This window comes from Acinetobacter sp. ANC 4558 (assembly GCF_002135375.1).
Classification (GTDB): Bacteria; Pseudomonadota; Gammaproteobacteria; order Pseudomonadales; family Moraxellaceae; genus Acinetobacter.
In genome coordinates this window covers 148,811-163,189 of sequence record NZ_NEGH01000011.1, presented here as the reverse complement: position 1 = coordinate 163,189, position 14,379 = coordinate 148,811, and the positions used below count along the sequence as shown (strand labels likewise).

The 14,379-nt window shown below is 34.7% G+C and carries 11 protein-coding genes and 2 pseudogenes; 1 reads left to right on the top strand and 12 read right to left on the bottom strand.

The window, feature by feature from the left end:
• The 5 genes and pseudogenes from B9T31_RS13780 to B9T31_RS13760 form a co-directional block, all read right to left on the bottom strand.
• A pseudogene (locus B9T31_RS13780) lies at window positions 1–282 on the bottom strand (urocanate hydratase); the annotation flags it as partial.
• A 206-nt stretch (window positions 283–488) separates the two neighbouring features.
• Entirely contained in the window at window positions 489–1,070 is a 582-nt protein-coding gene (locus tag B9T31_RS13775) for a HutD family protein (protein WP_086182514.1), read from the bottom strand.
• Complete coding sequence (hutC, locus tag B9T31_RS13770) at window positions 1,067–1,822, bottom strand: histidine utilization repressor (protein ID WP_086182513.1); 756 nt, start codon at window positions 1,820–1,822, stop codon at window positions 1,067–1,069. Before hutC ends, B9T31_RS13775 begins: the two co-directional genes overlap by 4 nt.
• Window positions 1,823–2,048: 226 nt before the next feature.
• Window positions 2,049–3,245, bottom strand: coding sequence for a hypothetical protein (locus B9T31_RS13765; RefSeq protein ID WP_213033241.1), 1,197 nt, complete (start codon window positions 3,243–3,245; stop codon window positions 2,049–2,051).
• 145 nt (window positions 3,246–3,390) lie between these two features.
• Window positions 3,391–4,947: a BCCT family transporter gene (locus B9T31_RS13760; protein WP_086182512.1), complete on the bottom strand. Its 1,557-nt coding sequence runs from the start codon at window positions 4,945–4,947 to the stop codon at window positions 3,391–3,393.
• Window positions 4,948–5,653: 706 nt separating this feature from the next.
• Between B9T31_RS13760 and B9T31_RS13755 the strand changes: the two genes are divergently transcribed.
• Window positions 5,654–6,523 (top strand): MurR/RpiR family transcriptional regulator, encoded by an 870-nt coding sequence (locus B9T31_RS13755; RefSeq protein ID WP_086182511.1) that lies wholly within the window; start codon window positions 5,654–5,656, stop codon window positions 6,521–6,523.
• A 170-nt stretch (window positions 6,524–6,693) separates the two neighbouring features.
• Here the strand turns inward: B9T31_RS13755 and B9T31_RS13750 are convergent, their stop codons facing one another.
• The 7 genes and pseudogenes from B9T31_RS13750 to B9T31_RS13720 all read right to left on the bottom strand — a co-directional run bounded on the left by B9T31_RS13750 (window position 6,694) and on the right by B9T31_RS13720 (window position 14,378).
• Window positions 6,694–7,461, bottom strand: coding sequence for a hypothetical protein (locus tag B9T31_RS13750; protein ID WP_086182510.1), 768 nt, complete (start codon window positions 7,459–7,461; stop codon window positions 6,694–6,696).
• A gap of 15 nt (window positions 7,462–7,476) precedes the next feature.
• Window positions 7,477–8,679: pseudogene (pcaF, locus tag B9T31_RS13745) on the bottom strand (3-oxoadipyl-CoA thiolase).
• A gap of 2 nt (window positions 8,680–8,681) precedes the next feature.
• Window positions 8,682–9,338, bottom strand: coding sequence for a 3-oxoacid CoA-transferase subunit B (locus B9T31_RS13740; RefSeq protein WP_086182509.1), 657 nt, complete (start codon window positions 9,336–9,338; stop codon window positions 8,682–8,684).
• 22 nt (window positions 9,339–9,360) lie between these two features.
• Window positions 9,361–10,020 (bottom strand): 3-oxoacid CoA-transferase subunit A, encoded by a 660-nt coding sequence (locus B9T31_RS13735; protein ID WP_086182508.1) that lies wholly within the window; start codon window positions 10,018–10,020, stop codon window positions 9,361–9,363.
• Between the two features lie 75 nt (window positions 10,021–10,095).
• Window positions 10,096–11,685, bottom strand: coding sequence for an aldehyde dehydrogenase family protein (locus B9T31_RS13730; RefSeq protein WP_086182507.1), 1,590 nt, complete (start codon window positions 11,683–11,685; stop codon window positions 10,096–10,098).
• Between the two features lie 19 nt (window positions 11,686–11,704).
• On the bottom strand, window positions 11,705–13,015 hold the full coding sequence (locus B9T31_RS13725) for an NAD(P)/FAD-dependent oxidoreductase (RefSeq protein ID WP_086182506.1): 1,311 nt from the start codon (window positions 13,013–13,015) through the stop codon (window positions 11,705–11,707).
• A gap of 22 nt (window positions 13,016–13,037) precedes the next feature.
• The gene (locus B9T31_RS13720; RefSeq protein ID WP_086182505.1) at window positions 13,038–14,378 is read right to left on the bottom strand and encodes an aspartate aminotransferase family protein; all 1,341 of its coding nucleotides are present in this window, start codon (window positions 14,376–14,378) and stop codon (window positions 13,038–13,040) included.
• Window position 14,379: the final 1 nt, after the last annotated feature.

Here is a 14,379-nt window from a genome sequence, read left to right as displayed (position 1 = left end):
TTTAAATACACCCACAGGTTTACCGGATTGCACTAATAATGTTTCATCATCTTCTAAGTTTTTTAATGTTTCAACAATTTTATCAAAACATTGCCAATCACGTGCTGCACGGCCAATACCACCATAGACAACCAATTCTTTTGGGTTTTCTGCAACATCTGGATCTAAATTGTTCATTAGCATACGAAGTGGTGCTTCAGTTAACCAGCTTTTCGCATTCAATGTTGTACCACGAGGTGCACGGATTTCGATATCACGGAAGCGTGGATTATTGATCGTCATGAACAGACTCCTTTCCTTTCTAAGATAACCTAATACAAAATGATGTATTAAATAAAAACGTATTAACTTGTATATACATATATATACTACATTAAAATTTATTTTTAAATCCTTTTTTAAATCTTTTTTTTAATTAGATGATTTATAAATGAAAAAAAAGGATATATAAGCGACCTTATATATCCTTTTAAAAATTCAATACTGGATTATTTTAAAAATATCTCAATCACACATAGATCATAATGAGATAACTTACCCAACGTAAATTTCTGAATTTTTTGATTTTTTTTAACCAACAAAGTTTCCTGTTCAGCTAAATGATATTCAGTTCCATCCACCCAAATACTCAGTTCAGAATAAGAGTTAAAAATGATGACTTGATCCGCATCACTCAACCAAGACTCAGTGCTTATTGCATTGATCCACTGTAAGCGTGCTGTATATCGTTGAGGATCATAGATTAAATTAAAATCACGTATTGGTCCTTGCGGCACTTCTGCATATACATTTTCTTCACCCTGAAATGCAAAAAATTGCTTATTCTTTAACGTAACGGGCACTTGCTGTTCTAAATGTAGAACTAATTCATCACCTTCCAACACACCAATAATACGTTGCTTATTTAAAAAATGAGAAAATACACCTGCTGTTTTCACATCTGCAATTGATATTCGCCAGTCAAAATCATCTAAACCTTCACCATGACTTCTGGCAATTTCTAACGTAAATCCTTGACCATTTTTCCATGGCATTTTTATATAATGTGCTGTACTCAAAACTTGAATCACGGTGTAAATTTACCTTCTAAATGATAACGATTGCCTGGGTAAATCAAACGTGCACTCGAAATTAAATTTTTGTTCGACCACGTACGACGCTGAATAAATAAACAAGGTTCAGTTTTATTAATTTTAAGCCACTTACTTTCTTGAGCAGATGCTAAAATTGCTTTAACAATATGCTCACCTTCTGTAATGGGTGCATTTGCCATTAAATAAGCATTTGGCGTAATTCTGGTAAAATCTTGATTCAAATAATCCGATACTAAATATGCATTCACCAAACGATCTTCAACCTGTACTGGAATATCATTTTCATAGTGCACAATAATTGAATGAAATAGTGGATGACCTTCTTGAACCTGCATCTGCAAGCTTTGTATTGAATCTGCTCGAATGCTTTCTAACACTAAAACTTCAGCACGATGCTGATGATTCCGTGCAGCTATTTCATCTGCAATATTATGAATTTGAAATAAAGAAGTTTGACCTTGCCCTTCGGCAACAAAAGACCCTACCCCTTGTACACGTACTAAAATGCCTTCCGCTGTTAATTCTCGCAAAGCACGGTTTACCGTCATGCGGCTACAACCAAGCTGATTAACCAATTCACTTTCTGACGGAATTTTTTGATTTGTTGTCCAAGCACCTTGATTAATTTTCATTGTAATCAATTGCTTTACTCGCATATAAATTGGAACAGGACTATTTTCGTCAATCGAAAGTTCCAGATCTGGTTGAGGCTTAGTTTTTCCCGCCATGTGCGTGCTCAATAAAATTTTTTATAGTTTACTCTGTCGTGCCTAAAAGATATATACATATAAAGACAAGTAACATTTCATTCATAACTTCTCTATTTTCTACAAATCATAAAATACATCAACAATTTTATAAAGTCGTAGAGTATTCAAAATATCATTGAGCCAAAGTTTACTTCAGCTCAATAAAAATTAAATAAATATATAAAAATCAGAAGAGTAATACTTATTAAAAATAATAACCTATATTAATGTTGACTTGATTTTCCCATCGATTTGTTCCACCAGCAGCTAAACTTTGAGCATAACTACTACTTCCAATATAAGGATTATTTTTCCCAAAAAGCCACTCTGCTGCAATATAAAAATTTTTCTTATATGTAAATGCCGAACCCAATACAACCTGTTCTGAATCTAAAAAGTCTTTTTTAGATTTATCATAGCGACTGTAATGTGCGTAAATATTAAAGTTATCAATGTCTTTTACATTAAATTGAGGAATTTTATAATTCACATCTGCGCTATATAAAACTCCTTTATTAGCCACATTAAATGTCCCATCATAAGAGCCAAATGTGGTTTGATCAGCAGGTGTAGTCAGATGATTAAATAATGTAATCAGTTTAATGCCTAAACGATTACCATCAATACTATAATGCAGTCCATAGACTTCACGATGCGCATTTTTTTCATCAACTGCTTTAGATTTTAATTTGGAATAATACCCTGATATTCCATAGTTTGATGTCCATGCATCATGTTGTTGTGTGTAATTATACTGAAATGCAACAGCATCTTTTTCTTTATAATCAGTACCATGCTCTAAACTCGGATCTGCTGGTATAATCTGGTTGGAATAATAAGCCCCCTGTCCAGTTCCTTTTCCTTTCCACGCATTGGCTACATAATAACCAAATAAAACTTGGTGATTTTCAACTTTATAATCATATTTCACACCCACTCGATATAAATCTTCAACTCCCGCAATATACCCAAGTGATTCAATTACTGTGCTGGTATAATAAGGTTGAAAACCGATAGGCACCTGATTTAAACCGACTTGTACTGATTGCTGCTCATTAAACCGATAAGCTAAATATGCTTTCTTTGCAAAATGAATATCGCCAATTTTATCCGTGTAATCATATGGATATGCACCACCTAGAATTCGATATTCTGCATGACCTGAAAGCTGATCATAATAAAAATCTAAATTTGCAATGGCAGTATCAAAGCCTAGTTTACGAATATCTCGGTCAGCATCATAATCAAAACGCATTCGAATTGCGCCACCGAAATCAATACGTCTACTTTCAACTTGAGGCTTTTCTTCCGTTTCATTTGCGTAACTACTTTGACAGATTGCATAAGATAAAGTCAGTAAAAATAGAGATCGTAACGATTTATCTTTCAATAAAATTTGCATACTTTATCCTTAAATATGTATTTCAATGCTTTTTGTTGGATGCATTCATCCCTTCGACAAGTCGAATGCATACATTTTTTAAATGAAAATGAATAAGTAGAGCCCCTAGTTAAATAAAATTTAACTAGGGTGCTTTAAGATCGTTTTACTCAGTTGGCTTGTCGTAAAAGAAAGTTTTTATAATGGAAAGCAACTGCAACATAAAAATAAACAAGACGCAGAACCCACCACACACGGCAAGATACTTAATCCCATCGATGCCTTGTTCTCCACCGCCAAAAGCACTCATGATAATGGCAATAGAGCCAATTAAAACGCCCCAAATAATACGTTGAAAAGCAGGTGCTTCTTCACCAATGGGAACATTTTTGGTACACATGCCAGCAATGGTTGTGGTCATACTATTGGCTGCAACGGCATAAGCAAATAAACTGAGTACCAATATTAAAGGTACAATCACCACACCTAGCTTAAATGGTAAATGTTGTAAGAAGGCCCATAGACCAGAAACAGCACCATTATCTTTAATAATTTGTACTAAATCTAATGCACCTGATTCTTGTAAGTAAAGTGATGTTCCGCCCCATACTGCAAACCAAAATAAAGCAAAACACGAAGGTAAAATCCAATTGATAATAATAAATTCTTTTAAAGTTCGACCGTAAGAAATCATTGCAAGGAATAAGCCCATCAATGGTGCATAGGCAACCCAAACGGCCCAATCAAATAGTGTCCACCATTGAGTTAAAGCAGCACCACCTATATCAATCGGATCTAATCCCCAAAGGAAGAAATTATGTAACCATGTTGCCATACCTGCTGTAGAGGTACGTAAAATATAAATAGTTGGGCCAGTAATAAAGAGTAAAATTAACAATGCATATAAAATCTTAGACTTAATACTGGCTAAAATTTTAAATCCTTTATCTAGTCCAATATACGAGGAGAACGTAAATAAGAACGTCGTTAAAGCACCTAAAATAACCCAAGTTGATGTGGTTGCATTAATGCCATAGCTAATTTTTAGTCCAGTCACTACAACAGTTAGGCCTGTCCCTAAACCCGATGCTAAGCCCAATACAATCGCTAAAGTCGCGAGCACATCGACAACGCTTGCAATGAATTTATTTCGTGCATATTTACCAAGAATTGGCTCTAATGTTGCAGAGACCGATAAACCTTTTTTTCGATTAAAATACATATACGCTGCAATTACGCCAGATAATGTATACATTGCATAGGGAACAAAACCCCAATTATAAAAAACGCGACCTAGTGCCCATATTGCAGCACTATGTGTATTCGCCTCAACCCCAGTTTGATTTAGCTCTCCATACACATTCCCAAAATATATAATAGGTTCATTTGCACCGTATGTAATTAAACCTGTTGCAATACCACTGCTCAGTGCCATCGCAAACCATTTGCTAAAGCTCATTTTTGCTTTAGCATCTTTGCCACCAATTCGAATATGACCATATCTTGAAACTAACAGTACTCCGACCAAAATAAGCGCGAGCATTGAAATCCATTGATAAAGCCATCCAAAATTCTGCAACGACCAATTAAAAAAATCTTTCGCCAATGAGATTAACGTTTCGCTATGGAAAATTCCTAAAACAACGGCAGAAAAAATCAAACAGAACATTGGAGCAAAGACACCCCAACGTACAGTTTTGGCATCTTTTGAAATGTCTTCCATATACTCATCCTTATGTATGTCGTTGGAATAAGGTGATTAAAAAGATCGTTAAATCGAGATGAAATCATTTCATCTCTTCACACACTTACTAATATTAAGCCGCTAAAATTTAAATCATTTGATGGGATATTAAGTCTTTTATATAACTTAGCCATACACTTGATGATCACTAGGCAATGTGAGAATTGATCATGTTTAATACGAGGAAAACAGTACATGTTTTAACATGTATGTACAACTAAAAAATTTAAGCCTTTAGTCATATACATATCGAAAAAAACGATAAAAATATACTAAAAAAAACTTAACCAATTGTTTTTAATTAATTATATGTATATCGATTGATGACATCATTTGCATAAAAAAAATACAAAACTTGAAAAAAAATTACAACTCCATTCTTTATTTCTGTAAAAAATTAATTGTCTCTAGATACTTAAGTGCTAAATTATATAAAAATAAACCAATATAATAAAATCGTGTAGATTAAAAACCGATATTGTCATTACTCAAAAATAAAATAGAAAATTACAAATATAAAGTTATATTAAAATCACCTTTTTATTATTTTAAATATTAATTTCTTATAAAGTGTACTTCATCTTATTCAAAGAAATCTCTTGAATAACTTATACGTAATTTTATTCTCTAGTATTATAATATCTTTCCTGATACTTTAATAAGTTAATTTTACTTTATCAAAATTATGAAAAAAAATGACTTAGAGGAACAGATTAAGGCTGAATTTGCATCTTTGCCTAAAATTCTTCAAAAAATTGCAAAATATATTATTGATAGCCCACAAAATGTTGCTATTGAATCTATGCGCGGGCTTGCGAAATTAGCTGATGTACAACCAGCATCAATGGTTAGATTCATCAAACGCTTCAAATTTGAAAATTACGAAAATTTTAAAAATATTTATGTACAATGGGTATTAAGCCAAGAGTCTGCTTATACTAATTCTGTTAATCAGTTAATACATCAAGAAAACATGGCGAATCAGAATATTATTGATGAGCTTTTCAATCATGATATTCAAAATATTAAAAGTACCTATACGCCAGAGCAGTCCAAAGAATTACATCTAATATCTGACGAACTTAATCGAGCGAAAAAAATATATATATTAGGACTTCGTAGTTTATTTAGTGCTGCACATTACTTTAATTATATTTGTAGATTATTTACGCAAAATACCGTACTTGTTACTGGTATTAGTAGTGCATTTGCAGATGAACTGCGCTTCATTGATCAAAATGATGTTTTACTTATTTATAGCTACTATCCCTATACCAAAGATTCTGTTTTGGCATCTAATTTTGCAAAAGAACGTAAAGCAAAAATTATTTTAATAACAGATAGTCAAGTCTCTCCATTAGCATTTCAAGCAGATAATCTGATTGTAGCTCCAAATAATTCATCTTTTTTACTTCCTTCAGTTGTCTCTGCAATTAGCACCTCTCAGGTTATCGCTGCACTTTATTTTTTAAAAAATAAAGAACGAAGTCGTGCAAGCTTACAAGCTTCACAAGAACAACTTAGAAACTTTAATGTTTATGTTTTAGATGAATAATAAATTTCTATGTCTTATTCAATTAAAATCGATATTTTCTTTACAATTAAAAAATCATTATATAAATAATCTAGTTATTAGTCTCTTTATATGCAGTAAATCTTACGGTAAAAATAATCAAATACCAATAAAAAAGAGTAACCTTAGTTACTCTTTTATCTATTAACAACCTAAAAACTATACTTTATACCAGCAACAACCATGTTTTTCTGATCAATACCTGCTCGGTTCTCTCCACCAACAATATACTGTATCCATGCATTTGTGTTCTCAAACAATTTTCGATTTATTTTGGTTGTTAAATGCCTAAAAGCAAAATCTTTTTTGGTATTTAAGAATAAATCTCCCTCATATTTTCCTTTGTCTTGAAAATATGAAAAACCTGCTGTGAAATCAATATTCCATTTATCATTGAACGGATAGTCATAACCTACTGTCATATATGTATCCCATTTATTATTGTAATAAACATCATTCACATAGGTCATCAAACTTAATTTTACACGGTCATTTCGTTCAGAAAGTTTCGTGCTCAAATCTATTCCCGTTTCAACACCTGTTGAATGTTTTGCGCCAGGATAAAAATATATTGCAGTAAATAAGTTATAATCTATTTGTTTATAACGACTTGCATATCCTAAAAATAAGTCATGTTCATAATAATCTGCAGATTTTGCATGTCCTCCTTGTAACTCTTTAATTGAATAACCTAATTTAGAAAACCAGTAATATGCATAAAAACCATTATAACCTGCACTTAAAGATCCTTGAATCACAGCATCAGAATTCTCAGGGGAATTTGTCCCACCACGTGAAACATATGCTGAAACAACACTAATTGCACCATTGAAAGTTGGTTTAACGGGTTCAGACTCTTCTGCAAATGCATGATGATGCAATATAAGTCCTAAAGTAAGACATCCTACTTTTAATTTCATAATTTTCCCTATTGATTAACGTCCTAAAATTAAGGCAATACCTTGCCCAACACCAATGCACATTGAACATAGTGCATATTGTCCATTGATTTTTTCTAATTGATTCAGTGCTGTAAGTACTAATCGCGCACCTGAAGCACCTAATGGATGACCAAGTGCAATTGCGCCTCCATTTGGATTGACATGCGAGGCGTCATCTGGCAATCCTAAGTCTCTTAAAACAGCTAAAGCCTGTGCCGCAAATGCTTCATTTAACTCAATAACATCCATTTACGCTAAATTTAGCCCAGTTTGATTGAGTAATTTTTTTATTGCGGGTGCTGGTCCAAATCCCATAATTTTGGGTTCTATACCAACAACAACTGCACCTATAATTTTTGCACGTGGCTTTAATTTATATTTTTTTAAAGCGTTCTCAGATGCCAGTAAAACTGCTGCAGCACCATCATTTATTCCTGATGCATTACCTGCGGTTATAGTTCCATTCGCCTTAACCACAGGAATTAACTTAGCCAATCCTTCAAAGATTGTTGATGGACGAGGATGCTCATCTTCCATAAAAACAATTGGATTACCTTGACGTATATTTAATTTAACAGGAACAATTTCACATTTAAAAAATCCTTTTTCTTGTGCCTGTTGCGCCCTTAACTGACTATTCAATGCAAATATATCTTGATCTTCTCGACTGATATGAAATTGCTCCGCCACATTTTCAGCTGTTTGCGGCATACTCTCTACGCCATACATTTCTTTTAATTTCGGATTAATAAAACGCCAACCCATTGTGGTATCTTCAAGTTTTTGACTGCGTCCATAAGCGCGATCAGATTTCCCCATCACATAAGGTGCACGACTCATATTCTCGACACCTCCTGCAATAATTAAATCTGCTTCTGACGACTTAATTGCTCGTGCAGCAATTGCAATTGCATCTAAAGAAGACCCACATAATCGATTTACTGTTGTTGCAGGAACACTATAAGGTAGACCAGCAAGTAAGGCTGACATACGCCCAACATTACGATTGTCTTCTCCTGCTTGGTTTGCACAGCCATAAATCACATCATCTAGATACTCCCATGCGATTATTGGATTTCTATCCATCAATGCTTGAATAGGAATAGCACCTAAATCATCAGTACGAATTGTTGCTAGAGCACCGTTATATCGTCCAAAAGGGGTTCTAATTGCATCAATAATATATGCGTCTTTCATGCTCAATTCCTTGTCATCGCATTCATTAATTTTGCTTCCGTTAAATGCTGCAACACTTCAAAGCTTAAGCCATCTACTGTTTCAATGACGTTTAAACCCTCAGAAGTCACATCTATGACACATAGATCTGTATAAATACGATCAACACATTTTAAGCCTGTAGCAGGATAAGACAGCTCTTGAACAATCTTCGACTCACCATTTTTAGTGACATGATCCATCATCACATAGACTTTTTTAGCACCTACGGCTAGATCCATCGCACCACCTACAGCGGGTATTGCATCAGGCTCACCTGTATGCCAATTTGCAAGATCACCATTTTCTGCAACTTGAAATGCACCTAAAACGCAAATATCTAAGTGCCCTCCTCTCATCATGGCAAATGAGTCACCGTGATGAAAAAAAGCGCCTCCTATTTGCATCGTCACATATTCTTTACCAGCATTAATCAGTTCATCATCTTCTTGACCCTGCTCAGGTGGTGGACCAAAAGCCAATATTCCATTTTCAGAATGTAAAAATATTTCTTTATCTTTCGGAATAAAGCTGCCTACTTTTGTAGGTAAACCAATTCCTAAATTGACATAAGCACCATTGGGTATGTCCTGTGCAACACGTTGTGCAATTTGTTCACGACTCAGTTTGATATAGCTCATATTTGTTTCTGCTTAGTAGGCTTTAAACTTTGACAACATGTTTGACAAAGATTCCTGGCGTAATGATCTGTTCTGGGTCAAGTTCCCCCAACTCAACAATATGACTGACTTGTGCAATCGTAATTTCTGCTGCCATGGCCATAATGGGACCAAAATTACGCGCTGATTTTCGATAAATTAAATTTCCCCAACGATCACCCTTTTCAGCTTTAATCAAAGCAAAATCAGCGTGAATTGGATTTTCAAGAACATAATCCTTATTTTCATATTTGAGTGTTGCTTTACCTTGCGCAAGTGAAGTGCCAAAACCTGTCGGTGTATAAATTGGACCTAGTCCCATACCCGCTGCTTGAATGCGACAAGCTAAATTTCCTTGTGGAACAAGTTCTAATTCAATTTTTTTATTACGGTACAGTTCATCAAAAACCCAGGAATCAGATTGTCGAGGAAATGAACAAATTATTTTCCGTACTGCGCCAGTTTTTAATAGCTTTGCTAATCCATAATCACCATTTCCAGCATTATTATTAACAATAACTAAGTCTTTGATGCCTAATTCAATCAATCCATCAATCAATTCGGCAGGTTGACCAGCTTTTCCAAACCCACCGATCATGATGGTTGAGCTATCTTTAATTTGAGACAGAACATCTGTCATGGTTTCTTCAGTCTTGTTAATCATTTAATTCTCAAATTTTAGGCAAAAGCAGCCTATTACCCTTAAAAAATTAAGGGCAATAGATTGATTTATATTAAATTAACGAATTACGGTATGACTTTGTTCACGCATAAATTGCTGTATAAAATTAGGTCCTAAGCCACCTTTATGACTCACGCCTGAACCTTTCCAACCGCAAAAACTTTGAATACCAGGCCATGCACCTGTCGTTGAACCACTTGCACGATTCGCATAAAGTGCACCTGCTTCAGCGAAGTCTAAGAAATAATCTAACTCTCGAGCATCTTGTGTATATACGCCAGCAGCAAGACCATAAATCACATCATTGCCTTCAATAATTGCATCTTCAAGTTGTGTAAATGTTCGAATTGCAATAAATGGAGCAAATAATTCATCTTTTGTTAAACGATGACCTTTAGGAATTTCAACAATGGCAGGAGAAACATAAAAGCCCTTTTCTAAGCCTTTAATATTCAACGCTTGTCCACCAAATAATACTTTGCCATCTACTTTTGTTTCTTCAATAGCCGCCAGATAACGATCATAGGCTTCTCGGTTATATACTGGCCCACCAAAAGTATCTTTTTGCGTTGGATCATTGAATTTTAATTTTTCAGTAACTGCAATTAATTCTTTAACAAATTCATCTTTAACAGATTCATGTACATATACAACAGAATTAGCACTACATTTTTGACCTTGTAGACCAAAAGCTGAACGCGCAACACCATTTGCAGCAGTTTTTAAATGTGCAGATGATGTGACATAAGCAGGATTTTTTCCTCCCATCTCTGCAATAACGGGTTTTGTATATGTATTACTATTCACTTGACGGAAAATACTCATTCCTGTGTTATAAGATCCAGTAAATGCAATACCTGCAATATCTACATGATTTACAATTGCTTTTCCAACGAGATCATGACCATGAACCAATTGTACTAAATCACCAAGTCCAATTTCTTGTAGTGCTTCAATCAATAATGTTGCTGTTAAACCGCAATTTGGAGAAGGTTTATATACCACTGTATTTCCTGTAAGTATCGCACCTATAATTAAATTTACAGACAACGCCAACGGAAAGTTAAAAGGTGAAATAACCCCAAAAACACCCAATGGACGTAAACGTGTACTTGTTTCTTCATGAGCAAAAGCACGACGTAACGATTGGTGATAACCATTATTACGAACCATTTCATCGCAATAATATTGAATCATATCTAATACTTCATCCGCCTCACCTAACGCTTCAATACGTGATTTACCGACTTCAAAAATTGTTGCAATCGCAATATTATATTTTTCACGTGTTAATACATCTGTCCAACGACGAACACGAGCTACTCGCTCCTGCCAAGGAACTATAGACCAGGTTTTATAAGCTTCTTGCGCATTTTTAACTGCTAAATTTACAGTATTTTCATCAGCGGTTGAAAAAGTACCAATAACAGTTTCATGATCAATAGGCGAATAAACCGTATAATTCTCACCCGTTTCTAGTTTTTTTCCAGCAACAAGATTTGAATAATGTTTTCCCAATTGTTCAGTCTTATACTTTAAAATTTCATCATCTAAATATTCATGTAATTGACTAAAATCTTCACCCGACGATGCATATGTCACACGTGGAAAATAAGTAGCTGTTAGGCGTGGTGTAAAAGTATTCATAAATTATTTCTTCCTTAAATTAATATGCAAAATCATAAGCTGGTGTTCCTTTATCTAAATGATCGTAATATTTAAATACGGTCGATAAGAACCAAGGGTTTTCTTTATAAAATGGGATCGTTGGAAATTTACGATTAAAGAAAAGTGTTTTTCCTTCATTTTTCCCCAAAAGGTTCAATGCAAGTTTTTTTCCTAAATATGTTCCCATCGGAACACCGACAAAGCAGTAACCTAATGAATAATAAATTCCTTCGTGCTGACCTGCATGTGGATATAAATCAAAGGTTCCAGAACATTTCCCAGTCCAAGAATGAGCAATGCTTGCTCCTTCCAAATCAGGCAATAATCGCTTTAAAATTTTAGCGAGATGATGCCCTTTTTCTTCACTTGAAGCTTGTTTCGTCGCTGTTAATCCACCTAATAAAATACTTTTTCCATCAGGTGATTGACGTACAAATAATGGATTATGACTGGTATCAATCACGACACGATTATGAGGAATAATCTTTTGAGCCAATTGATTCGGCAAATCTTCTGTTGCAATCATATAGGCATCAAATGGAATAATACGTCTGCGTAACCAAGGGAACAATAAATCCGTATAACCATTCGTCGCTAGAATTAACTCTTTTGCAGAAATAATACCTTTCGTGGTATTCACCTGCTTAGTCTCTCCGGCTGAGCATATTTCTAAAGCTTTCACTTCCTCACACACCTCAAGCCCAAGTGAAAGTGCAACTTTTAATAGTTCAGCATGATATTTTCCCGGATGAATTCCTCCTAAATCTGGAATTAAAGCTGCACCATAATAGCTATCCGTCGCCAATTCAGTTTGTAATTCAGATTTATCTAACATCTGATACTCAAACCCGAGATGATGCTTTTGTTTTGCTAAATCTTGTTCAAGTGATTGAAAGTGCTTTGAATTCGGTGCAGGCATTAAACGACCTAGAAATTTAAGCTCACAATCTAAATGATATGTATCTACAAACTCTTGAACAGATTTCACAGATTCATCTAATTCACGATGTAATTTAATGGCATATTCTAGGCCGTGTTTCTTCTCTAAATCAGCAAAACTATGTTTGAAAGAACGTGATACATAACCCGCATTTCGTCGACTCGCGCCACTGCCAATTTTGTTCTGATCAATAACAGTCACTTTGCGTCCATTTCTTAATAAAGTGATGGCCGCTGACATTGCAGTAATCCCAGATCCGACAATCAACACATCTGCTTGGTTAGGTACCTTATCTAATCCGACTGGAATTGGTGCTGCATTCCACCAATAAGGATTTGAATTAATAGGTGTTTCGTTTCTTTCTTCCATAATTTTCAACTTTTTAGATTATTCAATTAAAAACTTTAGATATTTCTTCAATGGTTAATTCAACTGCTGTACCAATTTCATCAACATCATCTAATGACATGGTTGTAGATAGAGCTATTAAGCCGTAACTTGCAGTTAAAATTCCTCTATTTAACATTTGTTTATGAAAAAAGTCTAAAATCTTGTTTTGCTGTTCATCTGGATAAATTGAGCGGTAATCCTTAATCACATTATCCGTAAAATGAATTTTAAGTAATGAACCTAAACCTACACATACGCCTGCTAAATTGTGCTTTTTAAAAGATGCGTTAATAGAGTGACGTAACTTCTCTCCAATTTCATCTAAATAAGCAAAAGCTTGTTCATCTAAAAGCTTAAGTGCCTCATATCCTGCAATCATAGAAATTGGATTTGCTGAAAATGTTCCGCCATGTGGCAAAGCGGGTTTACCTTGGGTCGGATCAAAAACAGCCATGACAGATTTTTTCCCACCGACTGCGCCAATAGGAAAACCACCGCCAATAATTTTTCCAAGTGCAGTTAAATCGGCTTCTACTCCCCAAAGACTTTGAGCACTGTAGTAACTTAAGCGAAATGAAATGACTTCATCAAATATTAATAAAATACCTAATTCTGTTGTTAATTTTCTAAGTAAATCAATATATGCTTGGCTAGCAGGAATAAGACCTGCACGGTTTGGAACAGGATCAATTAATACGCCCGCAAGCTCATTTGCATGTTGACGTAAAATTTTTTCAGATGCTTCTAAATCATTAAAAGGTAAAACAACAACATCATCTAATACTGCTTGCGGTGTTCCTACAGCATATGCTGTTGAGGTCGGTTCATCTTCACCCCAATTTTTAGGATTTGAATCGAGACTTACTTCAGCATAATCGTAAGAACCATGGTAAGCCCCTTCAACTTTCGCAATTTTAGATTTTTTGGTATAAGCACGCGCAGCCTTTAATGCCATCATGACCGCTTCAGTACCTGAGTTAGTGAAACGAATTTCCTCAATCGATTTCACCCGGTTAACAATTAACTTAGCCAAATTTACTTCAGAATAGGTTGGCATACCAAAACACGTACCTAAAATTAATTGCTGTGTAATTGCCACATTAATCGAAGGGCTACTATAACCATGAATATTTGATGTGAAATTATTAATACAGTCGATATAAGCATTGCCATCTACATCCCAAACACGACAACCTTCGCCATGACTCGCATAAATAGGATGTGGTTTCATATACACCGTGGTTCTTGTATTACCACCTGGTAAATAATTCAGTGCTTCATCATAAATTTCTTTAGATCGACAGACTGTTCGGGTGAGCTGGGCTTGAATCGCACTATTCATA

Coding starts and splice junctions, on each gene's coding strand:
- B9T31_RS13750 (WP_086182510.1), bottom strand. CDS start 7,461: ATGAAATTAAAAGTAGGATGTCTTACTTTAGGACTTATATTGCATCAT.
- B9T31_RS13755 (WP_086182511.1), top strand. CDS start 5,654: ATGAAAAAAAATGACTTAGAGGAACAGATTAAGGCTGAATTTGCATCT.
- B9T31_RS13760 (WP_086182512.1), bottom strand. CDS start 4,947: ATGGAAGACATTTCAAAAGATGCCAAAACTGTACGTTGGGGTGTCTTT.
- hutC (WP_086182513.1), bottom strand. CDS start 1,822: ATGGCGGGAAAAACTAAGCCTCAACCAGATCTGGAACTTTCGATTGAC.
- B9T31_RS13720 (WP_086182505.1), bottom strand. CDS start 14,378: ATGAATAGTGCGATTCAAGCCCAGCTCACCCGAACAGTCTGTCGATCT.
- B9T31_RS13730 (WP_086182507.1), bottom strand. CDS start 11,685: ATGAATACTTTTACACCACGCCTAACAGCTACTTATTTTCCACGTGTG.
- B9T31_RS13735 (WP_086182508.1), bottom strand. CDS start 10,020: ATGATTAACAAGACTGAAGAAACCATGACAGATGTTCTGTCTCAAATT.
- B9T31_RS13725 (WP_086182506.1), bottom strand. CDS start 13,015: ATGGAAGAAAGAAACGAAACACCTATTAATTCAAATCCTTATTGGTGG.
- B9T31_RS13765 (WP_213033241.1), bottom strand. CDS start 3,245: ATGCAAATTTTATTGAAAGATAAATCGTTACGATCTCTATTTTTACTG.
- B9T31_RS13740 (WP_086182509.1), bottom strand. CDS start 9,338: ATGAGCTATATCAAACTGAGTCGTGAACAAATTGCACAACGTGTTGCA.